At 71.9% G+C, this 23,978-nt stretch carries 20 protein-coding genes; 8 read left to right on the forward strand and 12 right to left on the reverse strand.

Going from position 1 to position 23,978, the window contains the following annotated elements:
* Positions 1-121 precede the first annotated feature (121 nt).
* From ROT00_RS04110 to ROT00_RS04125, 4 genes are all read right to left on the reverse strand, one after another.
* Complete coding sequence (locus tag ROT00_RS04110) at positions 122-496, reverse strand: hypothetical protein (protein ID WP_404772535.1); 375 nt, start codon at positions 494-496, stop codon at positions 122-124.
* Positions 497-749: 253 nt separating this feature from the next.
* Entirely contained in the window at positions 750-1,190 is a 441-nt protein-coding gene (locus tag ROT00_RS04115; protein ID WP_404772537.1) for a VOC family protein, read from the reverse strand.
* Positions 1,191-1,207: 17 nt separating this feature from the next.
* Positions 1,208-1,678 (reverse strand): SRPBCC family protein, encoded by a 471-nt coding sequence (locus tag ROT00_RS04120; RefSeq protein WP_404772539.1) that lies wholly within the window; start codon positions 1,676-1,678, stop codon positions 1,208-1,210.
* On the reverse strand, positions 1,675-2,109 hold the full coding sequence (locus tag ROT00_RS04125) for an ArsR/SmtB family transcription factor (protein ID WP_404772541.1): 435 nt from the start codon (positions 2,107-2,109) through the stop codon (positions 1,675-1,677). The genes ROT00_RS04120 and ROT00_RS04125 overlap by 4 nt, the downstream gene beginning before the upstream one ends.
* 224 nt (positions 2,110-2,333) lie before the next feature.
* On the opposite strand from ROT00_RS04125, the gene ROT00_RS04130 reads away from it, so the two are divergent.
* On the forward strand, positions 2,334-2,753 hold the full coding sequence (locus ROT00_RS04130) for a VOC family protein (RefSeq protein ID WP_404772542.1): 420 nt from the start codon (positions 2,334-2,336) through the stop codon (positions 2,751-2,753).
* Between the two features lie 88 nt (positions 2,754-2,841).
* On the opposite strand, the gene ROT00_RS04135 is transcribed toward ROT00_RS04130, so the two are convergent.
* The 4 genes from ROT00_RS04135 to ROT00_RS04150 form a co-directional block, all read right to left on the reverse strand.
* Complete coding sequence (locus ROT00_RS04135; protein ID WP_404772544.1) at positions 2,842-3,225, reverse strand: TFIIB-type zinc ribbon-containing protein; 384 nt, start codon at positions 3,223-3,225, stop codon at positions 2,842-2,844.
* A gap of 263 nt (positions 3,226-3,488) precedes the next feature.
* Positions 3,489-3,692 carry a transcription antiterminator/RNA stability regulator CspE gene (cspE, locus tag ROT00_RS04140; RefSeq protein WP_189083548.1) on the reverse strand — a complete coding sequence of 68 codons (204 nt, stop codon included), beginning with the start codon at positions 3,690-3,692 and terminating at the stop codon, positions 3,489-3,491.
* A gap of 301 nt (positions 3,693-3,993) precedes the next feature.
* On the reverse strand, positions 3,994-4,554 hold the full coding sequence (locus ROT00_RS04145; RefSeq protein WP_404772546.1) for a hypothetical protein: 561 nt from the start codon (positions 4,552-4,554) through the stop codon (positions 3,994-3,996).
* Positions 4,555-4,805: 251 nt separating this feature from the next.
* Positions 4,806-5,378 carry a hypothetical protein gene (locus ROT00_RS04150; protein WP_404772548.1) on the reverse strand — a complete coding sequence of 191 codons (573 nt, stop codon included), beginning with the start codon at positions 5,376-5,378 and terminating at the stop codon, positions 4,806-4,808.
* A 196-nt stretch (positions 5,379-5,574) separates the two neighbouring features.
* Here ROT00_RS04150 and ROT00_RS04155 point away from each other — a divergent pair, with 196 nt between their 5' ends.
* The 3 genes from ROT00_RS04155 to ROT00_RS04165 are packed head-to-tail and all read left to right on the forward strand — an operon-like array spanning position 5,575 to position 9,049.
* Complete coding sequence (locus ROT00_RS04155; protein ID WP_404772550.1) at positions 5,575-6,102, forward strand: hypothetical protein; 528 nt, start codon at positions 5,575-5,577, stop codon at positions 6,100-6,102.
* A 35-nt stretch (positions 6,103-6,137) separates the two neighbouring features.
* A complete protein-coding gene (locus ROT00_RS04160; RefSeq protein WP_404772552.1) occupies positions 6,138-8,279 on the forward strand; it encodes an ATP-binding cassette domain-containing protein in 2,142 nt (713 codons plus the stop codon).
* 14 nt (positions 8,280-8,293) lie between these two features.
* Positions 8,294-9,049 carry an ECF transporter S component gene (locus ROT00_RS04165; protein WP_404772554.1) on the forward strand — a complete coding sequence of 252 codons (756 nt, stop codon included), beginning with the start codon at positions 8,294-8,296 and terminating at the stop codon, positions 9,047-9,049.
* An 87-nt stretch (positions 9,050-9,136) separates the two neighbouring features.
* On the opposite strand, the gene ROT00_RS04170 is transcribed toward ROT00_RS04165, so the two are convergent.
* On the reverse strand, positions 9,137-12,718 hold the full coding sequence (locus ROT00_RS04170) for a methionine synthase (protein ID WP_404772964.1): 3,582 nt from the start codon (positions 12,716-12,718) through the stop codon (positions 9,137-9,139).
* Between the two features lie 415 nt (positions 12,719-13,133).
* Between ROT00_RS04170 and ROT00_RS04175 the strand changes: the two genes are divergently transcribed.
* On the forward strand, positions 13,134-14,867 hold the full coding sequence (locus ROT00_RS04175; protein ID WP_404772556.1) for an ABC transporter ATP-binding protein: 1,734 nt from the start codon (positions 13,134-13,136) through the stop codon (positions 14,865-14,867).
* Positions 14,864-17,026, forward strand: coding sequence for an ABC transporter ATP-binding protein (locus ROT00_RS04180; protein WP_404772558.1), 2,163 nt, complete (start codon positions 14,864-14,866; stop codon positions 17,024-17,026). The genes ROT00_RS04175 and ROT00_RS04180 overlap by 4 nt, the downstream gene beginning before the upstream one ends.
* A gap of 303 nt (positions 17,027-17,329) precedes the next feature.
* Here ROT00_RS04180 and ROT00_RS04185 read toward each other — a convergent pair whose 3' ends face one another.
* Positions 17,330-18,184, reverse strand: a complete 855-nt coding sequence (locus ROT00_RS04185; protein WP_404772560.1) for a 3-hydroxyacyl-CoA dehydrogenase — start codon at positions 18,182-18,184, stop codon at positions 17,330-17,332.
* Between the two features lie 91 nt (positions 18,185-18,275).
* Positions 18,276-18,722 carry a MarR family winged helix-turn-helix transcriptional regulator gene (locus tag ROT00_RS04190; protein WP_404772562.1) on the reverse strand — a complete coding sequence of 149 codons (447 nt, stop codon included), beginning with the start codon at positions 18,720-18,722 and terminating at the stop codon, positions 18,276-18,278.
* A gap of 142 nt (positions 18,723-18,864) precedes the next feature.
* Between ROT00_RS04190 and ROT00_RS04195 the strand changes: the two genes are divergently transcribed.
* Together ROT00_RS04195 and ROT00_RS04200 are read left to right on the forward strand one after the other, a co-directional pair.
* Complete coding sequence (locus ROT00_RS04195; RefSeq protein WP_404772564.1) at positions 18,865-19,338, forward strand: pyridoxamine 5'-phosphate oxidase family protein; 474 nt, start codon at positions 18,865-18,867, stop codon at positions 19,336-19,338.
* Positions 19,332-20,690 (forward strand): MFS transporter, encoded by a 1,359-nt coding sequence (locus tag ROT00_RS04200; protein ID WP_404772566.1) that lies wholly within the window; start codon positions 19,332-19,334, stop codon positions 20,688-20,690. Before ROT00_RS04195 ends, ROT00_RS04200 begins: the two co-directional genes overlap by 7 nt.
* A gap of 81 nt (positions 20,691-20,771) precedes the next feature.
* Here ROT00_RS04200 and ROT00_RS04205 read toward each other — a convergent pair whose 3' ends face one another.
* Complete coding sequence (locus ROT00_RS04205; RefSeq protein WP_404772568.1) at positions 20,772-23,897, reverse strand: DEAD/DEAH box helicase; 3,126 nt, start codon at positions 23,895-23,897, stop codon at positions 20,772-20,774.
* Positions 23,898-23,978 lie beyond the last annotated feature (81 nt).

The raw sequence follows: 23,978 nt of genomic DNA on the forward strand, positions 1-23,978 counted from the left end.
GCAGCGCGGACCCCCACCGTACGGTCTACTCCGCCCCGGCCCGTGCCGCACGGGCTTGACGGTTCGGCCGGCTCGTGCGATCGCGCGCGTCGGGCGGCACGCGCAGGCGACGGAGGCGGGCTCAGGCGGGCATGGCGAAGCGCGTCGCCGACCAGGCGGCCGTGACGCGGCTCACGACGAGCGCGCCGTAGCCGGCGTCGCGCATGACGCCGCGGACGGCGTCGGCACCGGGCGCCGGGCCCTGCGCGCCGCCGTGGACGACCCACACCGGGGCGACCACGCCGCACTCGCGGAGCCAGCCCGTGAGGCCGTGGAGGGAGCGCTCGTCCTCGACGACGGCGACGACGACGTCCGCCTCCCAGGGCACGACGCGCGGCGAATCGGCGAGGGCGTCGACGAGCGAGTCGACGGGGAGCCGGCCGAGCACGGACACCGAGGCGTCCTCCTCGACATCGAACTCCCCGGGGGGCGGGGGCGGCGCTCCGACGAGACGCACCGCTGATCGCTCTGCGTTCGAGTCCCACCCCATCGCAACCCTCCCCGGGACATGATGACCCCGGCAGGGGGCGGCGCGCAATGCCCTGAGCGAGGTTGGTCTCCGGGTGACGCGACGGGTGACGGACCGGCGCCCTCGGCGCACGGTCCGTCACCCTCGAAGCGGAGAATCGCGCTCCGCACGCGGGGCCGACTCGGCCTGCGCGCCGGCCCTCGGACTCGGCCCCGCGCCGGCCCGCGGACTCGGCTCGGCGTCAGCCCTCGGACTCGGCTCCGAAGCGGCCGCGAGCGTCGACCGGGATGAGCGGATGCTCCGCCCGGGCACGGATCTCCTGCACCGCCCAGGTGTTGCCGTCGGGGTCGGCGAAGCCGAAGAAGGTGCCGCCGTCGCGCTCGTCGAAGGTGACGAGCTCGCTCGCCTCGACGCCGCGCGCGAGGAGCTCTGCGCGCGCGGCCGCGGCATCCGCGACGACGAGCTGCACGCCCTTCAGGGAGCCCGGCGCCATCTCCCGCTGCGCGGGCAGGGTGCCGAGCACGATCGAGCAGCCGGAGCCGGGCGGGGTCAGCTGGGCGACGCGCATCTGCGGCGTCTGCGTGTCGTGGTCGAGCACGAAGCCGACCCGGTCGCGGTAGAACTCGATCGCACGGTCGAGGTCGCTGACCGGGACGATGACGACTTCGAGGGTCCAGTCCATGAGCGGTGCTCCGTTCCTCAGGCGACGAGGGCGTCGAGTCGGCCGTAGCCCTCGGTCAGGCCGCGCTCCATGCCGCTCGCGACCATGCCGTCGCGGGCCTCGACGCTCGGGTACACCGAGTGGATGACGAGCCGGGTACGGCCGTCTCCGGCATCCTCGAAGCGGAGCGTCTCGATCGCGACGACGTCGGGGTAGCCCTCGAACTCGAAGGTCTGCACGGCGATCTCGTTCTCGCGCACGGAGTGGAAGCTGCCGTTGAAGGCGTAGCGCTCGCCCTGCCCGTCGGTGTGCACGTAGCGGTAGCCGCCGTGGCTCACGAAGTCCCACTGCTCGATCTGCATCTCGTAGCCGTTCGGCCCGAGCCACTGCGTCACGAGCTCGGGGTCGCGGTGGGCCGCGAAGACACGCTCGACGGGCGCGTCGAACTCCCGGACGATGTCGATGAAGGGCAGGCCCTCGGGGGCGGTGATGGTGACGGGGTTCGTCATGATGATCTCGTTTCGGAAGCCGGGCCGGCGGTGCCTGGACCCGGGTGGGATGCCTCGGGCGAGGCATCCCGTTCGTGTGGAGCCGAGCCGCCGCCGGGCGGATCGGTGGTGAGCAGCGCGTCGAGCGAACGGAAACGCTGCTCGTGGATCAACCGGTAGCGGTCGATCCACGCGGTGAGGGCTTCGAGGGCGGCGGGGTCGAGATGCACGGGCCGCCGCTGGGCGTCACGCGATCGCGTGACGAGACCGGCGTGCTCGAGCACCTGGATGTGCTTCGACACCGCCTGCTTGCTGATGGCGAACGGCTCGGCGAGCTCGTTCACCGTCGCCGGTCCGCGGCTGAGACGCGCGATGATGCGACGCCGCACCGGGTCGGCGAGTGCGAGGAAGGCGCGGTCGAGGCGGTCGTCGGACGACGGATCCAGGATCATCTCGCACCTCCGCTTCGCGTCGTCGTGGTCATTTGATCAATGAACTCGTTGATCAACCGTTTGATTGATTACGATACGCGCGACTGCCATGCACGTCAAGAGCTGCGCCAGGACCGTCGCCGCGACCCCCGGAGCGTCGCCGCGAATTCACCTCGCCCCCCTCGCGGACGGGCCGCGAGCGGAGCAGAATCAGCGCCAGAGCCGATTCGATCGAAGGAGTCGTGATGTCCGTCACGCTGAATCCGTACCTGAACTTCCGCGACGAGGCGCGTACGGCGCTCGAGTTCTACCACTCGGTGTTCGGCGGCACGCTGAACATGTCGACCTTCGCCGAGTTCGGGCAGGCCGAAGACTCGGCCGACGCCGACAAGATCATGCACGGGCAGATCGACGGCGAGAACGGGATCACCCTCATGGCGGCCGACACGCCCTCGCACCTGGAGTACCGCCCGGCCGCCGGGTTCTCGGTGTCGCTGTCGGGCGACGACGACGCCACCCTCCGCGGCTACTACGACCGCCTCGTCGACGGCGGCACCGTCGTCGAGCCACTCGTGGTCGCGCCGTGGGGCGACGCCTTCGGCATGCTCGTCGACCGATTCGGCGTCAGCTGGGTCGTGAACATCTCGGGCGGCGCGCAGGGGTAGCGCTGACGCGAAAGGGTCGTTCCCCGGCATCCGCCGCCCCGATCGGGCGCCTCGGCGTCGGAAAACGACCCTCTCGCGTGGAGCCGGCTCAGTCGAAGAGTTCGGAGAGCCAGTTCTCCTTCTTCTTCTTGCGGGAGTGACCCTGGTCGTAGCCGCGCTGGTCGTAGCCGCGGTCGTACCCCTGCCCCTGGCCGGCCACCTGGCGGAGCAGGTCCATCGGGCTCTGCCCGCCCTGCTGCGCGGGCTGCTGGTACTGCGGCTGCGCCGGCTGCTGGTACTGGGGCTGCGCGGGCGCCTGCTGCACCGGTGCCTGCTGCACCGGTGCCTGCTGGCCGCCGTTGCCGGCACGGTCGATGATCTTGTCGAGCTCTCCGCGATCGAGCCACACGCCTCGGCAGGTGGGACAGTAGTCGATCTCGATTCCGCTGCGCTCGCTCATCACGAGCACGGCTCCGTCAACGGGGCACTGCATCAGACTGGTTCCTCCCAGGTGCGCGTCGGCGGATCGGTCGATCCGATTCCCGTGAGCGTATTGGTCGAAGCTGTGCTCACCCTGGGGTTGCGGGCGCGCGCCAGCGGCGCGCGCCGTCCGCGTCGACGATGCGTGCGGATGCCGAAACACGCGACGCGCGGATGCCGATTCGCAGCCGAGACCCACTGGTGCCACCGTCGCCCGGAAACGACGAACGCCGCGGGGTGTTCACCCCGCGGCGTTCGCTACGTTCGATGCCGAGATCAGATCGCGCGGATCTTCTCCGCCTGCGGGCCCTTCTGACCCTGCGCGACGTCGAACTCGACCTTCTGCCCCTCGTCGAGCGAGCGGTAGCCGTTGCCGTCGATCGCGCTGAAGTGCGCGAAGACGTCAGCGCTGCCGTCGTCGGGGGAGATGAAGCCGTAGCCCTTTTCGGCGTTGAACCACTTGACGGTTCCGGTTGCCATGCTGTGTTTCCTTCGTTCGTGCCAATGGGCGGCTCGTGCCCGCCCTGCGCGGTCGACCGGACCGGTCGTCGCGCGCCGCGGACGCCCCGCGGAGGCCGAGGCGGAACGCTGCTGGCGGCCGCACTCGAATCGGGTCATGCCGCACGGAAGGATCCGCCCCCGGGCAATCAATATGGAGGCACGGGCGGTCGCCCGCTGAGTTGGAGTACTGGATAACATAGCCCACCTGTGACTTCGACCGGAAGAGTCTCCACATCACGAATCGGTACGAGGCGCTGGTGTATGTCGCCGTGTGACGCCATCAGCATCCCGGGCCGTCCGGGTTCGCACGGCAGTCGCCGTCGGTGAGGACGGTGTCGAACGTTCCGACGAGCAGCTCCCGCTCCCCCGCATCCACGGCGAGCGTGCCGGGGATGCTCCGCCACACGGATCCCGCGAAGCGATACTCGGCGGCGTAGCGGACGGTCAGGGCCACGGTCACGCGCCCCGGCCGCTCGAGCCGGAGCGACGTGTCGGTGCTCGACAGCTCGGGAACGCCGAGCTCGCGCCAGCTGCGCCCCGCCGCCTCGGTCACGAGACGCTTTCCCGTCGAGGCGCTCCACTCGAAGGCGACCGGGGTGAACGCGACGTCGACGGGGCGCCCGAGCAGGGTTCCGGTGCGCGTCGTGGCGGATGCCTCTGCGAGCAGGTTCACCGGACGGCCGACCACCGCCCACCCCGACGGCTCGCTCGTGAAGCCGGGTGATGCCGGACGGAACGACGCGATGTCGCGCAGCGTCAGACTCGGCTCGGCCGGTGCCGGCGCCGGTTCCGCCGGCGGGACGTCGTCGCGCTCCGGCGCCGCGCACAGCGCCCGGTTCATCGGACTGCAGTTCGCCGGAGGCGGGGGTGGGGGTGGTGCGGGTGACTCGATCAACTCTGGTTCAACCTCATTGTCGTATGAGGTGTGACGCGGCCCATTCGGCTGACCGTCAGATCGAACCTCGGCGGCAATGTTGACTGATTTACCGCCGTCAGCTTGACCGCCAATCCAGCCGCCGAGCTCTGACCAGTCGCCACCTCCCGACGTGCTCGCGACGACAGCCACAAGACCAGCGGAGACAACGCGGAGCGCTACTCGCACGGCGTCTGATCCTTCCAAGGTTCGATCTGCGAGATCACGAGATGCCCGCGAGTGCCTTTGAACGAGACGAGCAAAGACTGGCGATCCTGGCGATCGGCTGGGGTGACATCATCGCCGGTGCGATCAAGAACGCGAACGTTGGAGACGTCCCGGCATAAATAGGCGCTGATGAGTACTTGGTCATTCAGCGCTCGGTGATCTGCGAGCGCCGCGTTCCTGATGATCGATGTGCCTTCCGAGCTGAGGCCCATTTCCTCGAACTGACGAAATTCTTCTACCGACTGTTTGTATAGTTCGACGTCCACAAGGTCGCGAAGCCGCTCCACACCAACGCCACCGTCCGCGCCGACGGCCGCGGAGGCAGCCGCATACGCCGCATACGCATCCTCGGCGGCGGCGAGGGCCTCCTCGTCGCTCGCGAAGATGGGCTCGTCCGGCGGCGGCATCGACGGCTGGGACGGCGACGGCGCGGTGCCCGCGCCCGAGTCGCACCCGGCGAGCGCGGCGGCGAGCCCGAGCGCGAGCGCGGCGGCAACGACCCGGGAACGGTGGCTTCGTGGCATCCCTGCACGCTAGGCGAGTGCCGCCGCTCGGGCGGGCCGTTCTCCACAGGCGACCACGTACTCGCGAACGGATCAGCGGCGGGCGGACGGGCGGCGGGCGGACGGCGCCCGGCTCGTCCGGACGCGAGCGACGCCGGCCAGCACCGCAGCGCGTCGCGGCACGACATCCGACCTCTGGCACCCCTACGCTGGGTACGTGAATTCCCCTCTCCGTGTCTCCCTGATCGTGGTCGCCGCCGTCGCGGCGCTCGCCCTCACCGGCTGCACCGGACAGCCGAGCCCGTCCCCCACCGCGTCGAGCGATGCCGCAGCAGGCACGTGCAGCGGCGTCACCGTCATCGTCGACCCGGGCAACCTCGACGTTCCGGGCGACGCCTCCGTCGATACCTGCGTGGTCACCGAAGATCCGATCATCGCGGCCGACGCGCTCGCGCGGGCCGGCGTCGAGACGGAGGGCACCGTGCAGTACGGCGACCAGGTCGTCTGCCGCGTCAACGGCGTCCCTGCCCAGGACTTCGCGATCACCGCGGCCGACGGCAGCGAGTACCACGAGTCGTGCGAGTCGATGCCCGCGGCGTTCGCCTACTGGGCGCTCTGGCAGAAGCCCGCGGACGGCGAGTGGGGCTACGCCCAGGAGGGCCTCGGCACGCTCGAGCTGCAGCCCGGCGACGCCGTCGAGCTCCTCTTCACCCTGAACGACGAACCGGCCGCGCCCGCGGAGTGATCCCGCCGGCGCCCCGCATCCCCCCGAGAGCCGCCGTGTTCCGATTCCGAGCCGCACCGTTGCGGCACGCCGCGATCCTCGCCGTGGGGTTCATCGTCGTGCGCGTGCTCTACCGGATCCTGTTCCACGGGGTCGACGGCGGCGGAATCGTGCTCCTCGATCTGCCCGTCGTGCGCCTGCCGGCGCCGTTCGCCCACGTCACGATGCTCGGCCCGGTCACGACCGGCGGCATCTGGAACTCCGTCGAGAGCGCACTGCCGATCGCGGCCGTCATCTTCGCCTTCGGCGCGCTCAACGCCTGCGTCGACCTCTCGCGGCTCTTCGCGCGCGGCGCCCGCGGCGGTCCGCTCCGCGGCGCGGCCCGCACCCTCGTCATCGCCTGGGCGACGGTGCCGGCGCTCGGCGACGCGGTGCGGCAGGTCGCGCTGGCCCGGAAGCTCCGCGGCTCGCGCGGCGCGGCGGCGCTGCTCGTGCCGCTCCTCGAACGCACGGTCGAGCGGGCGGTCGCGATCGCGGCGGCGATGGAGGTGCGCGGCTTCGGCGCGCAGCGCTCGGTGGATGCCGGAACGGCCACTCCGGTCGAGTTCCGCGGCGCGGTGCTCGCCTACGGGGCGTGCGCGGATGCCGCGGACGGGGCCGACGACGCCGGCACGGGCGCTGCGGGCTGGACCCTCGCCGTCGAGGAGCTCGTCGTCCCGGCCGGGGCGCTCGTGCTGGTGAGCGGGCCGACCGGATCAGGCAAGTCGACGCTGCTGCACGCGCTCAGCGGCCTGCACACCCACTTCGACGACGGAGAGCTGCACGGCACCGCCCGGCTCGCCGGGATCGACCGGCGGTCGGTTCCGCCGCGCGAGACCGCCGGCTTCGTCGGCGTCGTCCTGCAGAACCCGCGGCTCGGATTCGCGAGCGAGACGGTCGCCGACGAGATCGGATTCGCTCCGACGGCCCGCGGCATCGTTCCCGCGATCGTCGCAGGGCGCGTCGCGGAGGCGGCGGCGCGGGTCGGGGTGACCCGGCTGCTCGACCGCGACATCCGCGCCCTCTCGGCGGGCGAGGCGACGCTCGTCGCGATCGCCGCGGCGCTCGTGGAGCGGCCCCGGATCCTCCTCGTCGACGAACCGCTCGCCGACCTCGACGCCGACGCGCGCCTCCGCATCCGCGCGCTGCTCGACTCCCTCGCGCACGAGAGCGGCGTCTGCGTCATCGTCGCGGAGCACCGGCTCGGCGAGCTCGCCCAGGTCGCCGACGCCCGGTTCGACATCGCCGACGGGCGGCTGCAGCGAGTGCCGCCGTCCGATGGCGTGCCGGCCGCAGGCATGTCCTCGCCGCTCGCCGAGACCGGCGACCGCGCGGACAGCCCGGATGCCTCGAGCGGAACGGTCGGGCCGAGCGGAACGGTCGGGCCGGGTGTGCCGGGCCGGACGCGCAGTATCGACACTGCGGCGGGCGCACACGGCGGCGCGCGCCTGGAGGCACGCGGCATCCGCGTCGTCCTCGGCGGCCGCGTCGCGGTCGCGGATGCCTCCTTGGACCTCTGCTCGGGCGAGATCGTCGCCCTCGCCGGACCGAACGGCGCCGGGAAGTCGAGCCTGCTGCTCGCCCTCGCGCTGCCGAAGGCCCCCGGTCAGGTGCACGTCGGCGGGGGCGACGTCGCCCGCCTCCGCCGCCGTGCCCGACGTGCCGCGGTCGCGCTCGTGCCCGAGGCATCCGACGATCTCCTCTGCGCGACGAACGCCGAGGAGGAGTGCCGGCGCGCCGATCGCGAGGCCGGCGCACCGGCCGGGACGACCCGGGCCCGGTTCCTCGCGTTCCTCGGCGCATCCGACGGGGTCGCGGTCGGTGACGAGGGCCGCGTCGAGGCACGCGCCGCCGCGGCATCCCGCCTCCTCGCGAGCCATCCCCGCGACCTCTCCACCGGTGAGCGGCGCTGCCTCGCGATGGCGATCCAGCTCGCGGCGGATGCCTCGGTGCTCCTCATCGACGAACCGACCCGCGGACTCGACGCCCGAGCCCGCGCGCTCGTCGCCGCGGCGCTCCGGGCCGCCGCCGACGAGGGTCGCGCCGTCGCGATCGCCACGCACGACCACGCCTTCGCGGCCGAACTCGCCGAGCGCACGATCGAGATGCACGACGGCCGGCTCGGCACCGGCGCCCTGCGGACGGCGGTGCGCCCGTGAAATGGAGCCCGCGCGTGCAGACCCCGCTCGTCTGGGGCGGGCACCTGCTCGCCGTCGCCGCCTTCGCGTGGCCGTTGTTCGTCCCGGCGCTGCCGAGCGAGGCGCAGGGGGCGGTGCCGTTCGTCGCGCTCGCGCTCGCGCCGCTCGCCGCGGTGACGCTCGTCTTCGTCCTCGACGGCAGCGTGCGCTCGGCGAAGGTGCTCGCGCTCCTCGGCACGCTCACCGCCGTCGGCGCAGCCGTGCGGGTCGTCGGCACCGGCGTGGGCGGCATCGAGGCCGTGTTCGTGCTGCTGATCCTCGCGGGGCGGGCCTACGGGGCGCGGTTCGGGTTCCTCCTCGGCGTCTTCGTCATCCTGCTGTCGTCGACGCTGCAGGGCGGCTTCGGGCCGTGGACGCCGTTCCAGATGTTCGCCTGCGGCTGGGTCGGGGCGGGCGCCGGGCTTCTGCCGCGGCTCCGCGGCCCGCGGGCGAAGCTCGCCGAGATCGCGATGCTCGCGGCCTACGGGGTGCTCGCCTCCTACGCCTTCGGGCTCGTCATGAACTTCTGGTACTGGCCGTTCGCCGTCGGCACCGGCGCCGGGATCTCCTACGAGCCCGGCGCGACGCTCGGCGAGAACCTCGGCAGCTTCCTGCTGTACTCGCTCGTCACCTCGACCGCGAGCTGGGACACCCTGCGCGCCATCACCACCGTGATCGGCCTCGCGGTCGCCGGCCCGGCGGTGCTCGCGGCGCTGCGGCGCGCCAAGCTGCCGCGGAACGCGCTGCGCTGAGCGCAGTTCGCTGCGCCTGGTTCGCAGAGCTCATCGAAGCGAGCGCCCCTTCGACACGCTCAGGGGACCAGTAGCTCGGGGGCCGGCTCAGACCGAGAAGTACTTCGCCTCGGGGTGGTGGAAGACGAAGGCGTCGGTCGACTGCTCGGGATGCAGCTGCAGCTCCTCGCTGAGCTCCACGCCCATGCGCTCGGGCCGGAGCAACTCGACGACCTTGCGCCGGTCCTCCATGTCGGGGCACGCGGGGTAGCCGAGCGAGAACCTCGCCCCGCGGTACTCGAGCTTGAAGAGGCCCGCGGCATCCGCCGGGTCCTCGCCCGCGAAGCCGAGCTCGGCGCGGATGCGCGCGTGCCAGAACTCGGCGAGCGCCTCGGTGAGCTGCATCACGAGCCCGTTCAGCTCGTAGTAGTCGCGGTACCGGTTCTCGGCGAAGAGCTTCGCCGTGACCTGGTCGATGTTCGCCCCCGCGGTGACGAGCTGCACCGGCAGCACGTCGACCTCGCCGGACTCGCGCGAGCGCACGAAGTCCGCGAGGCAGAGGTGCCGGTCGCGGCGCTGCCTCGGGAAGCGGAATCGCAGCCGCTCGGTTCCGAGCGGGCCGCCCGATCCGCCGTCGGGCGCGAGGAGCCCGGGCCGGCCGAGCGCACCCTCCGGGTCGTCGTCGTGGTGCAGCACCACGAGGTCGTCGCCCTCGGACACCACCGGGAAGTAGCCGTACGCCACCGAGGCGTCGAGCATGCCCTCGCCGAGGATCCGGTCGAGCCAGTACCGCAGCCGGGGCCGTCCCTCGCGCGCGACGAGCTCCTCGTAGCTCGCGCCGTCGTCGCCCCGCCCGGGCTTCAGCCCCCACTGGCCGAGGAACGTGGCGCGCTCGTCGAGGAACGCCGCATAGTCGGCGAGCGCCACGCCGCGGACGATCCGCGTCCCCCAGAACGGCGGGACGGGCACGGCGTTGTCGCGGGCGACATCGGAGCGCTCGGGCATCGCCTCGGGCTCGGTGAGCGTCAGCCGGGACCCGGCGGAGTGGATGCGCTTCTTCAGCGGCGGCAGGCCCACCTCGGCGGGGTCCGCGCCGCGCGCGACGCGGACGAGCGGCTCCATGAGGGCGAGGCCCTCGAAGGCGTCACGGGCGTAGCGGACCTCGCCGTCGAAGATGCCGGCGAGGTCGTCTTCCACGTAGGTGCGGGTGAGGGCGGCGCCGCCGAGGATGACGGGCCAGCGCGTCGCGAGGCCGCGCGCGTTCAGCTCCTCGAGGTTCTCCTTCATGACGACGGTGGACTTCACGAGGAGGCCGGACATGCCGATGACGTCGGCGTCGTGCTCCTCGGCTGCGGCGATGATGTCGGCGATCGGCTGCTTGATGCCGAGGTTGATCACCCGGTAGCCGTTGTTCGTGAGGATGATGTCGACGAGGTTCTTGCCGATGTCGTGCACGTCGCCGCGGACGGTCGCGATGACCATCGTGCCCTTGCCGGATGCCTCGGTCTTCTCCATGTGCGGCTCGAGCAGCGCGACGGCGGCCTTCATGGTCTCGGCGGACTGCAGCACGAACGGCAGCTGCATCTCGCCCGAGCCGAACCGCTCGCCGACGACCTTCATGCCCTCGAGCAGGTGGTCGTTGATGATCTGCAGCGCCGACAACCCGCCCGCGCGGGCGAGGTCGAGGTCGGCCTCGAGCCCCTTCGACTCGCCGTCGATGATGCGCCGCTCCAGCCGCTCGCCCACCGGGAGCGCGGCGAGCTCGGCGGCGCGCTGATCGCGGAGCGCGGCGGTGTCGACGCCCGCGAAGAGGTCGAGCATGACCGCGAGCGGGTCGTACGTCGTGCGGCCGTCGGCGTCGTACTCGCGGCGGTCCCAGACGAGGTCGAGCGCGACCTTTCGCTGCTCCTCCGAGAGCGAGGCCAGCGGCACGATCTTCGCGGCGTCGATGATGCCGGAGTCGAGCCCGGCCTCGACGGCCTCGTGCAGGAACACCGAGTTCAGCACGCTCCGCGCCGCCGGGTTCAGGCCGAAGGAGACGTTGGAGACGCCGAGCGTGAAGTGCAGGCCCGGGTAGGCGGCGTGCAAGCGCCGGATCGCCTCGATGGTCTCGATCGCGTCGCGGCGGGTCTCCTCCTGCCCGGTCGCGATGGGGAAGGTGAGCGCGTCGAGCACGATGTCGTGCTCGCGCAGCCCCCACTCGCCGGTGAGCTCCTCGACGAGCCGGGTGGCGATGCGCACCTTCTCGTCGGCGGTGCGGGCCTGGCCCTGCTCGTCGATGGTGAGGGCGACGACCGCGGCGCCGTGCTCCTTCACGAGCGGCATGATGCGGCCGAACCGGGAGCCGGGGCCGTCGCCGTCCTCGTAGTTCACGGAGTTGACGACGGGCCGGCCGCCGATGAGCTCGAGCCCCGCGGCGATGACGGCGGGCTCGGTGGAGTCGACGACGAGCGGGAGCGTCGAGGCGCTCGCGAGCCGGGAGACGACCTCGCGGATGTCGGCGACGCCGTCGCGCCCGACGTAATCGACGCAGACGTCGAGCAGGTGCGCGCCGACGCGGGTCTGCTGCTTCGCGATCTCGACGCAGTCGTCCCAGCGGCCCTCGAGCATCGCCTCGCGGAACGCCTTCGAGCCGTTCGCGTTCGTGCGCTCGCCGATGGCGAGGTACGCGGCATCCTGATCGAAGGGCACGTGCTGGTAGAGCGAGGCGACGCCGGGCTCGATGCGCGGGCGGCGGGATGCCTCGCCCACGGTGCCGGCCGGGGCATCCGCGCCCGCCTCCGCGTTCGTGCCGGCCGGGGCATCCGCGCCCGCCGATCCGCCCGGCCGGAGCCGCTCGACCACCGCTGCGAGGTGCTCCGGGGTCGTCCCGCAGCAGCCGCCGACGAGCGCCAGGCCGAACTCGCGGACGAACTGCTCGTGCGCCGTCGCGAGCTCGGCCGGCGTGAGCGGGTAGTGCGCGCCGTCGGCGCCGAGCACCGGCAGGCCCGCGTTCGGCATGCAGGCGACCGGCACGGGCGAGTGCTTGGAGAGGTGGCGCAGGTGCTCGCTCATCTCGGCCGGCCCGGTCGCGCAGTTCAGGCCGATCGCGTCGACCCCGAGCGGTTCGAGCGCGGTGAGCGCTGCGCCGATCTCGGAGCCCATGAGCATGGTGCCGGTGGTCTCGACGGTGACCTCGACGAGGATCGGCAGGCGGATGCCCCGGCCGACGATCGCCTGCTTGCAGCCGTTCACCGCGGCCTTCGTCTGGAGCAGGTCCTGCGAGGTCTCGATGAGGAAGGCGTCGGCGCCGCCGTCGATGAGCCCCTCGGCCTGCAGCGCGAAGGTCTGCTTCAGGTGCTCGTACGTCGTGTGGCCGAGGCTCGGCAGCTTGGTGCCCGGGCCCATCGAGCCGAGCACCCAGCGGAGGCGGCCGTCGGCGCGTTCGGCGGCCTCGACGCGCTCGCGGGCGATGCGCGCGCCCGACTCGGCGAGCTCGGCGATGCGGTCGTCGATGCCGTAGTCGGAGAGGTTCGACCAGTTGGCGCCGAAGGTGTTCGTCTCGACGGCGTCGATGCCGACCGCGAGGTAGTCGTCGTGGATGGCGCCGATGACGTCGGGGCGGGTCGCGTTCAGGATCTCGTTGCAGCCCTCGTGCCCCGCGAAGTCGACCTCGAGGGAGAGCTCGTGCTGCTGAAGCATGGTGCCCATCGCGCCGTCGGCGATGACGACGCGGGTGCGGAGCGCCTCGACCAGCTCCTCGGCGCGCTGAGTGCGGGGCACGGCGTCGATGTCGAGGGGGAAGCGCGGCGCTCGCGCGCCCGGGGCGGTGGTGGGGCCGGTCACGCGGGCGAGTCTAACCGGGCGGTCCGACGCCGGCTGCCGATGCGTCGCCGTGCGGCGCCGGGACTGGGATGCCGATCGGAACGGAGATGGTACCCCGGGACGATGCCGCCTCCCCCGAGCGACGGTTGCGGGATTTCTAAACACGATATATCGTGACTCCTCGTCGAACGCGATATATCGTGATTTTCCCGCGTTCGCGGACCGCGTACGCGGATGTCGGGGGCACGCTGCACAATGGAGCGTCCCTCCGCACCGACACGATCGAACCCCGGAGTCTCCCGTGCTTGCAAAGCTGCTCGTCAGATACCTCAAACCATACAAATGGCTCTTGCTGGGGGTGCTGGTCTTCCAGTTCCTCTCCGCTCTCGCGAGCCTCTACCTCCCGCGCCTGAACGCCGACATCGTCGACGAGGGCGTCTCCCGCGGCGACACCGCCTACATCTGGTCGACCGGCACGTTCATGCTGACGATCTCGCTCGGGCAGATCCTCTGCTCGATCATCGCGACGTACTTCGCGGCGCGCGCGGCCATGCAGCTCGGCCGCGACATCCGCAACGACGTCTTCGAACGGGTCTCGAGCTTCTCCGAGCGCGAGGTCTCGAAGTTCGGCCCCGGCTCGCTGATCACCCGCAACACGAACGACGTGCAGCAGGTGCAGATGCTCGCGATGATGGCGGCGACCTTCCTCGTGACGGCTCCGCTCCTCGCGATCGGCGGCATCATCATGGCGCTCCAGCAGGACGTCGGGCTCAGCTGGATCATCGGCGTCGCGGTGCCGACCCTGCTCGTGCTCGCGGCCCTCGTCATCGGTCGCATGGTGCCGCTCTTCCGCTCCTACCAGCGCAAGCTCGACGGCGTGAACCGGGTCATGCGCGAGCAGCTCACCGGCATCCGCGTCATCCGCGCCTTCGTCCGAGAGCCCATCGAGGAGGAGCGCTTCCGCGAGGCGAACACCGACATCATGATCGTCGGCCGCAAGGTCGGCTCGCTCTTCGTGCTGCTGTTCCCCCTCTTCATGCTGATCCTGAACGTCACCACCATCGCGGTGATCTGGTTCGGCGCGATCGAGGTCGACCAGGGCGGCGTGCAGATCGGCACGCTCCTCGCCTTCATGCAGTACATCGGCATCATCCTCGGCGGCGTGCTCATGGCGAGCTTCATGACGATGATGATCCCCCGTGCGGCGGTCTCGGCCGACCGCATCGGCGAGGTGCTGCACGCCGACACCTCCCTCGAGCGCCCGGCGAACGCCGTGAGCGAGTTCCCCGAGACCGGCACGGTGACCTTCCGCGACGCGGCGTTCACCTACCCCGGCGCCGAGCACCCCGTGCTCGAGGGCATCTCGTTCGGCGCCGCCCGCGGCGAGACCGTCGCCATCGTCGGCTCCACCGGCGCCGGCAAGACGACGCTCGTCTCGCTCATCCCGCGGCTCTTCGACGTGACGAGCGGCGAGGTCGTCGTGAACGGCGTCGACGTGCGCCGCGCCGACCTCGACGCGCTCTGGCAGACGATCGGCCTCGTGCCGCAGCGACCGTTCCTCTTCAGCGGCACGGTCGGCTCGAACCTGCGCTTCGGCCGGGAGGACGCCACCGACGAGGAGCTCTGGCACGCGCTCGAGATCGCCCAGGGCCGCGACTTCGTCGAGGAGATGCCGGGCGGGCTCGACGCGCGCATCGCGCAGGGCGGCACCAACGTCTCCGGCGGCCAGCGGCAGCGCCTCGCGATCGCCCGTGCGATCGTGCACGCGCCCGAGATCCTCGTCTTCGACGACTCCTTCTCGGCGCTCGACCTCACGACCGACGCCCGGCTGCGCCAGGCGCTCTGGCGCGAGCTCCCCGAGGTCACCAAGATCGTGGTCGCGCAGCGCGTCTCCACGATCACCGACGCCGACCGCATCGTCGTTCTCGACGACGGCGGCATGGTGGGCGTCGGCACGCACGCCGAACTCCTCGAGACGTGCCAGACGTATCGCGAGATCGTCGAATCCCAGCTCGGAGTGGAGGCCGCACGATGACCCGCACGACCCCGCAGCAGCCGGAGCTCAGCGAAGAGGAGAAGCTCGAACTCGAGCTCGCCGAGCAGGCCCGCATCTCGGCCGACGACTGGTCGGGCGCGGTCGCACCCGGCAAGGCGAAGAACTTCCGGCAGTCGTTCGGCCGGCTCCTCGGCCTCCTCGCCCCGCACAAGTACGCCTTCGCGCTCGTGTCCCTCCTCGGCGCGCTCGGCGTGCTGCTCACCGTGCTCGGCCCGAAGGTGCTCGGCGAGGCGACGAACCTCGTCTTCGCCGGCGTCATCGGTGCGCAGCTGCCCGCCGGCACGACGACCGAGCAGGCCGTTGAGCAGCTCCGCGCCGCCGGCCAGGAGGAGATCGCGAACATCGTGGCCGCCGCCGGGGTCGTCCCCGGCGAGGGCATCGACTTCGTGCGGCTGAGCCAGGTCATCATCCTCGTGCTCGCCCTGTACTTCGCGGCGGCGGTGCTCACCTGGCTCCAGGGCTACGTGATCAACGTCATCATGGTCCGCACCATGTGGCGCCTGCGCGAAGAGGTCGAGGCGAAGATCAACCGCCTGCCGCTCAGCTACTTCGACAAGGTGCAGCGCGGCGAGCTGATCTCCCGCGTGACGAACGACATCGACAACATCACCCAGATGATGCAGCAGTCCCTCTCCGGGGCGCTCACCGCCGTGCTCACGGTGGTCGGCGTGCTCATCATGATGTTCTCGATCTCGTGGCAGCTCTCGCTCGTCGCCCTCGTCTCGCTGCCGCTCATGGCCGTGATCTTCGGCATCATCGGCCCGAAGTCGCAGAAGGCGTTCGGCATCCAGTGGCGCAAGGTCGGCCGTCTCAACGCCCGCGTCGAGGAGTCGTTCTCGGGCCACGCGCTCGTGAAGGTCTTCGGTCGCGAGCAGTCGAGCCTCGAGGCGTTCAAGGCCGAGAACGAGGAGCTCTACCGCGCCTCGTTCAAGGCGCAGTTCCTCTCGAACATCATGATGCCCGGCATGATGTTCATCGGGAACCTGACCTACGTCGGCATCGCGGTGCTCGGCGGGCTCATGGTGGCCGGCGGCCAGCTGCGACTCGGCGACGTGCAGGCGTTCATCCAGTACTCGCAGCAGTTCACCCAGCCGCTCTCGGAGCTCGGCGGCATGGCCGCGGTGGTCCAGTCGGGCACGGCCTCGGCCGAGCGCGTCTTCGAGCTGCTCGACCAGGACGAGCAGGACGCCGACGCGGCGGACGCCCCGGCCCCGGCCGACGGCGACGGCGTCATCGAGTTCGAGCACGTCTCGTTCGCGTACCACCCCGATCGGCCGCTCATCCGCGACCTCTCGTTCCGGGTCGAGCCCGGGCAGACGGTCGCGATCGTGGGCCCGACGGGTGCGGGCAAGACGACGCTCGTGAACCTCATCATGCGGTTCTACGAGCTGAACGGCGGCCGCATCCTGCTGAACGGTCAGGACATCGCCGAGCTCACCCGGCACGACGTCCGCGCGCGCACCGGCATGGTGCTGCAGGACCCGTGGCTGTTCGCCGGCACGATCCGCGAGAACATCCGCTACGGCCGGCAGTCGGCGAGCGACGAGGAGATCGTCGAGGCGGCGAAGGCCACCTACGTCGACCGCTTCGTGCACTCGCTGCCCGACGGGTACGACACCGTGCTCGACGAGGACGCCGCCAACGTGTCCGCCGGCGAGAAGCAGCTCATCACGATCGCCCGCGCGTTCGTGTCGCAGCCCTCGGTGCTGATCCTCGACGAGGCGACGAGCTCCGTCGACACCCGCACCGAGCTGCTGCTGCAGAACGCGATGGCGGCGCTCCGCGAGGGGCGCACCTCCTTCGTGATCGCGCACCGGCTCTCGACGATCCGCGACGCCGACCTCATCCTCGTGATGGAGCACGGCGACATCGTCGAGCAGGGCACCCACGAGGAGCTCATCGAGAAGAAGGGCGCGTACTACCGCCTCTACAACTCGCAGTTCGAGCAGGCGGCCACCGACCTCGACGCCGAAGCGGCGCTCGGCGACGATCTCGTCGTCTCGGGTGACGCCGACGACGAGTCAGTCGACGGCGAGGGCGCTGGCGAGGGCGAGGGCGACGGCAGCGAGACCGCCGGGCTCCAGGGCGGCGCTCCGGCGTCGGCCCAGCGCTCGGCGGGATCAGCCGAGACGAGCTAGCCGCACGCCGCACGCGGAACGCCCGCCCCTCCGAGTGAGGGGCGGGCGTTCCGTCGTTTCGGGCGCCGGGCGCCGGTCGCCGACCGCCGGTCGCCGGTCGCCGGTCACCCGACCGCCGACCGTCGTCTCCTCGCGAAGTCGCGCGAATGGCTCCGACGGGTCTGCCCCAGCCGCAGTCTGCGCGACTCCGCATCGTGGAGTCGCGTGATCGGCTCCTTTGACGGCACCGGAGCGACCGTTCGCGCGACGGCGCGAGCGGCGCGCCCGGTCCGGGGCCGCGCCGGCGCCGGCCGCCCAGCCGGCTCAGGCGGCGGGGTAGGTGTAGAACCCCTCGCCAGTGGCGACGCCGAGCTTGCCCTGATCGAGGTAGCGCTCCTTGATGAGCGCCGCGAAGGCGCGCTGCTTCTCGTCGCCCATCATCGAGATGTTGTACGCGGTCGTGAGCCCGACGACGTCGTAGATCTGGAACGGGCCCATGGGCGCGCCGGTGCCGATGCGCCAAGTCTGGTCGATGGCCTCCGGCTCGGCGATGCCGTCGACGAGCAGTTCGCCCGCCGCCTGCAGGAACGGCACGAGCAGCGAGTTCAGCAGGTACCCGGCCTTCTCCTTCTTGATCTCGATCGGCACCATGCCGATCCGGCCGGCGAACTCGACGACGGCGCGGTACACGGCGGGGTCGGTCTGCTCGGTGCCCATCACCTCGGCGGTGTTGTGCGCCCAGACGCGGTTCGCGAAGTGCAGCGCGAGGAACTGCTCCGGCCGGCCGGTGAACGGCGCGAGCGCGCTCGGCAGCAGGGTGGAGGAGTTCGTCGCGAAGATGGTCCGCGCGGGGGCGACCCGGCCGAGCTCCTCGTAGACGGCCTTCTTGATGTCGGGGTTCTCCGGCACGGCCTCGATGACGAGGTCGGCGTCGGCGACGGCGTCGGCGAGCACGTGGCTCGTGCGGATGCGCGCGAGCGCCTCCTCGGCCTTGCCCTCCGCGGCACCGGCCACACCCTCGGCGCGGTAGGTCTCCGCGAGCTTCGCGAAGCGCTCCGTCGCCGCGGCGAGCGCGGGCTCGTCGACGTCGTACGCCACGACGTCGAAGCCGTGGTAGGCGGTCTGGAAGGCGATCTGCGAGCCGAGCACGCCGGTGCCGAGCACGGTGATGTGTTGCATGGTGTTCCTCATTCTCTGGTGGAGCTCGTGGGGCTCTCGTGGAGCCCGCTCCGGGTGGGTGGCCGGCGGGCACCGGCCGCTGCTCGCGGCGTCAGGGGCGGGTCTCGCTCCCGGCGTCGCGGTTGAAACGCTGCAGGTCGTGGGCGAAGCGCGCGACCTCCTCGTCGGTCCAGTCGGACAGGTGGCGGTCGACGACGCCCTGCAGGATGCCGATGGCCTCGTCGTACGCGGCCCAGCCCTCCTCGGTCAGCTCGAGCGGGGTGCCGCGGCCGGAGGCGTCGGCGAGTTCGCGGACGACGCCGAGCCGGACGAGGCCGGCGAGCTGGCGGGAGACGGTCGAACGGTTGAGCCGGAATGCCTGCGCGATGTCGGTCGAGCGGGCGCCGGGGTGCTCGACGAGGTAGCCGAGGATCGACTGCTCGGTCATCGAGAGCCGGATCCTCGCGGTCCGGGCGTCGGCGACGCCGCGCCGGGAGACGACGATGAGCGCGCTCAGGATGGCGGCGGCGTCCGCGCTGCGCGCTGCGGGTCCAGGCATCCGATGCTCCGTTCCTTCTGTTGTCATATGCAACGCTACGCCGGTGTGTTGCATTCCGCAACGCAGAAGTGGCGCGCTCGCCCACCCCCGCTTGCCTCGCCCCCGCCCGGCTGCGAGGCTTGACCCGGAGGTCACCACCCAGATGCCAGCTTCACCGTCCGCGCCGCTCCCCGAGTCATCCGCACCCCTCGTCTTCGACACCGCGAACCCCGTGCACGCGCGGGCGCTCGAGCGGCTCGGCACCGAGGAGGTCGCCTGGCTCGGCACGATCGACCGGCACGGCTTCCCGCACGCGGTGCCCGTCTGGTTCCTCTGGGAGGGCGGCACGATCCAGGTGCTCATCCAGCCCGGCTCGGTGAAGACCCGCAACATCCGCCGCGACCCGAAGGTCCTCGTGCACTTCGAGACCGACGCGGAGGGCGAAGACGTCACCGTGCTCCAGGGCATCGCCGAGCTCGCCGAGGAGTCCTCCGCCGAGTGGATGGCGCGGCTCGGCGAGCCCTACCTCGCGAAGTATCGGGCCGGGCTCGACCGGCTCGGCTGGTCGCTCGACCGGATGACGGACGACTACTCGACCGTGCTCCACGTGCGCCCCACGAAGCTCATCGGATGGTGACCCGGGCCGCTGCCGCCGCCCCGTGGCGCATGTGGCTCGTCTGGGCCGTCGGCGTCGCCGCCTACATCGTCTCCGTCACGAACCGCACCTCGCTCTCGGCCGTCGGCGTCGACGCGGCCGAGCGCTTCCACGCGGATGCCTCGACGCTGTCGATGTTCGCGGTAATCCAGCTCGCCGTCTACGGGCTCATGCAGATCCCCGTCGGCCTGCTGCTCGACCGCTACGGCGCGCGGCCGATCATCACGATCGGCATGCTGCTCATGGCCTCGGGCCAGCTCGTCATGGCCTTCGCACCGAACGTCGGCATCGCGATCTTCGCGCGGATGCTCCTCGGCGCGGGCGACGCGGCGATCTTCCCGAGCGTGCTCCGCGTCGTCGCCACGTGGTTCCCCGACCAGCGCTCGCCGTTCATCGTGCAGATGACCGGCATCGTCGGGCAGCTCGGTCAGCTGCTCGCCCTCCTGCCGATGGCGGCTCTCCTGCACGCGACGAGCTGGTCGATCGCATTCGGCAGCCTCGCGGGCCTCGGCGTGCTCTTCGCGGTGCTCACCTTCGGCGTCATCCGCAACCGGCCGCCCGGTCGCGACGCCGACGTCGCCGTCAACACCGAGACCGGCGCGATCCGCATGGTGACCTCGGCCGCCGACCTGCGCGAAGGGTTCCGCGAGAGCTGGGGGCATCCCGCGACCCGGCTCGCGTTCTGGTCGCACTTCACGACGCCCTTCGCCGGCACCGCGTTCGGCATGCTCTGGGGCTTCCCGTTCCTCACCGCCGGTCAGGGGCTGAGCCCGGCCACCGCGTCGCTCATCATCAGCGTCTTCGTCGTCTTCGGCATGATCGTCGGCCCGGTCATCGGGCTGCTCTCGAGCCGGCATCCGATGCGCCGCTCGCGTCTGCTGGTGCTGCCGATCATCGCCATCCAGGCGCTCGTCTGGATCGCCGTCATCGCCTGGCCCGGGCAGACGCCGCTGTGGCTCCTCTTCGGCCTCGCGCTCGCGCTCGCGACCGGCGGCCCGGCCTCGATGATCGCCTTCGACCACGCGCGCACCTTCAACCCGAGCCACCGGCTGAGCACGGCGAACGGCATCGTGAACGGCGGCGGCTTCATCGCGGCGCTCATCGCGATCTTCCTCATCGGCCTCGCGATGGACCTCCAGGGCGCCGGCACCCCCGCCGATTACTCCCTCGAGGCGTTCAAGATCGCGTTCCTCACGCAACTGCCGCTCTGGGGCCTCGGGGCGCTCATGATCGTGATCGAGCGCCGCCGCACGCGCGTGCACATCGGCATCGAGGAGCCACGCCGGCGCCGCCCCCGTGCCGATCGAGGCGAGGCAACCGAGTCCGGGTCATGACGTCAGTACTCGTGGGTCGCCAGCGCTCGACAGCCGCAGAAACCGACGTCTTGCGGCGCGCGGTGGGGCGAGTGGCGGGGCTCAGCCGTCGAGGAGGGCGCGGAGCTCGTCCGCGCTGAACCGCGCCTCCGCGAAGTCGACCTCGTCGGGGGCGAGCGCGTCGGACTCGGACGGCTCGACATCGGCCCCCGGTCCCGCGCCGAGCACCCCGGCGACGAGCTCGCCCTTCCGCGCCTGCAGGGCGAGCACCTTCTCCTCGATGGTGCCCGCCGCGACGAGCCGGTAGACGATGACCCGCTCCGAGCGGCCGATGCGGTGCGCCCGGTCGATGGCCTGCTGCTCGCTCGCCGGATTCCACCACGGGTCGAGCAGGAACACGTAGTCGGCCTCGACGAGGTTCAGTCCGAATCCGCCGGCCTTCAGGCTGATGAGGAAGACCTGCGCCTCCCCCGCCCGGAACCGGGCCGCCTCGGCATCCCGCTTCGCGAGCGGCGTCGAGCCGTCGAGCAGTGCGAACGGGATGCCCGCCGCCTCGAGCCGTGCCGCCGCCCGGCCGAGGAACGAGGTGAACTGGCTGAACACGATCGCCCGGTGCCCCTCCTCGATGAGCTCCTCCAGCTGTTCGAGCAGGGCGTCGAGCTTCGCCGAGCCGATCCCGTCGTGCGTCTCGTCGATGAGCGCCGGGTCGAGGGCGAGCATCCGCAGCAGGGTCAACGAGCGGTACAGGATGAAGCGCCCGCTCTCGTCCTTCACGAGGTCGAGGAGCTTCTGCCGCTCGCGCTGCAGCGTCGCGTCGTAGATGCGCCGGTGGGCGGCCGACAGCTCGACCGCGATCGTCTGCTCCTGCTTCTCCGGCAGCTCCGGCGCGACCCGCGCCTTCGTGCGGCGGAGGAGGAACGGCCGGATGCGCCGGCGGAGCTTCGCGAGGCGCTCGGCGTTGCCGTCGTCCTCGATGGGACGGCGGTACCGCTCGTCGAATCCGCGGCGGCTCGGGAAGAGCCCGGGAGCGACGAGCCGGAGGATCGCCCACAGCTCCCCGAGGTGATTCTCGATCGGCGTGCCCGTGAGGGCGAGCACGAAGGGCGCACGGATGGCGCGGGCCGCCTCGTGCACGCGCGTCTTCGGGTTCTTCACGAACTGCGCCTCGTCGAGCACGAGCCCGCCCCACTCGATCGCGGCGAAGCGCTCGGCCTCGAGCCGGAGCACGGCGTAGCTCGTCACGACGAGGTCGGCGCCGGCCGCGGCCTCGGCGAAGCCCGGGCGGCCGGCGCGCTCGGTCGTCGTGAGCCCGGCGACCCGGAGGCCGGGCACGAAGCGCGCCGCCTCGGCCACCCAGTTCGAGGCGACCGAGCTCGGCGCCACGACGAGGAAGGGGCCGGCGCCTTGCTCGACGGCGTGGGCGACGAGCGCGAGCGCCTGCGCCGTCTTGCCGAGCCCCATGTCGTCGGCGAGGATCGCGCCGAGGCCGGCGGCGCGCATCCGGGCGAGCCAGCGGAATCCCTCGAGCTGGTACGGCCGGAGCGGCAGCGCGAGCCCGGCGGGCGGCGAGATCGCCGGGACGCCGGCACCGCCCGAGCCGGCACCATCCGAATCGGCACCGCGCGGGTCATCGGCATCCGCCCCAGGCCGGATCGCCGCGAGCAGCGCGCGCCAGGCGAGCGCCGGCCCCTCGAACTCGGCGAGGTCCTCGAAGTCGGCGTAGAGCGCGAGGGCCTGTTCGCGGGGCATCCTGAGCCCGGCCTCCCACTCGACGAGCCCCTCCGCCTCGGCGATGAGCGCGCGGAGTTCGTCGAAGACGGGCAGCTCCAGCGAGAGGTAGCTGCGGTCGACGAGGAGGAGCCGCTTGCGCCCCTGCGCGAGCGCACGGAACAGGGGCAGGAAGGGCACGGGCTTGCCGTTCACGGTGACGACGACGCCGAGATCGAGCCAGTCGGTCTTCGGCGACTCGACCATCGTGACCCGCAGTTCCGGCGGATCGAGGAGCTCGCGGTAGTCGGGGCGCTCGCCGCGCTCCTCGATGACGAGCCGGCGGGTCTCGGCGAGCCGCTCCAGCTCGGGCAGCCGCTCCGCCACGAAGCGCGCGGCGTCGACCCCGCGGAGCACGATCGCCTCGAACGGCACCCAGCCGAGCACGTCGATCACCCGCGCGACGAGGTCGGGGTCGCGCTCGGCATCCGTCCGTCCCTCGCCGTCCTCGGCGTCGTCGGCGCTCGCCGCGGCGAGCCGGCCGTCCGCGAAGCGCCACGACCAGGCCGCGCGCACGACGTCGCCGGCCTCGTACCGCAGATCGAGCACGAGCTCGGCGGGCGGCGCGGGCGGCGGCTCGAAGCTGCCGTCGGCGCTCGCGACGGGCACCGCCTGCGCGAGCGCGAAGTAGTGCGTGCGGGTGAACTCCGCGAGCTCGGCCTGCGGCACCCGCACGGCGTCCGGCCGATCGAGGAGCGCGAGCTGCGCCGCGGTGGGCGCCTCGGCGAAGGGGGCGAGCTCGATCGTGCCCCGCTCGAAGCCCGCGCGGTAGACGCCGTGCCGGCCGACCGCCCGCACCGCGCCGAGCGGGGCGGGCACGGCAGGGCTCCGCGGGCCGCTGAAGCGGACGACCGGCGTGAGACTCAGGCCGCGGTCATCGGCCGCCGCGTCGAAACCGAGCTCGGCGCCGCTGAGGATGCGCACCGTCGGGGTCGCCTCGCCGCCGACGAGCGGGATGCCGAGGCGCGCCGCCTCGGCGAGGAGCACCCAGAGCACAGGGCTCTCGTACTCGTCGATCGTGATCCACTCCGAGCCGTACGGCGTGTAGACGCCCGGATTGCCGCCCTTCAGGAGCGCGAACTGGGCGAACCAGCGGGCGTGCGCCGGGTCGTATCCGCCCGCCTCGCCCTGGTAGGCGACGTTCTGCCAGGTGAGGCCCTGCTTCACCCAGGCGCCCCGCGCGCCGCGGGTCATCGGGCGGACCGCGAGCCGGTCGAGCTGGGCGAGCCGGGTGGCGGGCTCGTCCTTCGGGCCGCGCCACTGCCCGGGTCGCTGCGCGAGCCGATGACGCAGCTCGAACTGGAGCGCGAGCGGCGTGGGGCCGGGCCGCCGATCGGCGTCCGTCGCACCGTCCGGGCCGCCCCGGCCCGTCTCGACACCGGCGCCCGTTCCGGTCGGCTGCGGCACGAGCCCCTCGAGCGCCGCGCGCCAGTCGGCGGGATCGGTCGGGGGCGGGGTCACCCCTCCATGCTCGCAGCTCCCGCCGACGGGCTTGACCTTCCATCGTCCACTCACCTAGGCTGATCTTAGTTCACTGACTAA

Origin of the sequence: Agromyces mediolanus (assembly GCF_044917495.1) — a bacterium.
In the GTDB taxonomy this organism is placed as follows: domain Bacteria; phylum Actinomycetota; class Actinomycetes; order Actinomycetales; family Microbacteriaceae; genus Agromyces; species Agromyces mediolanus_B.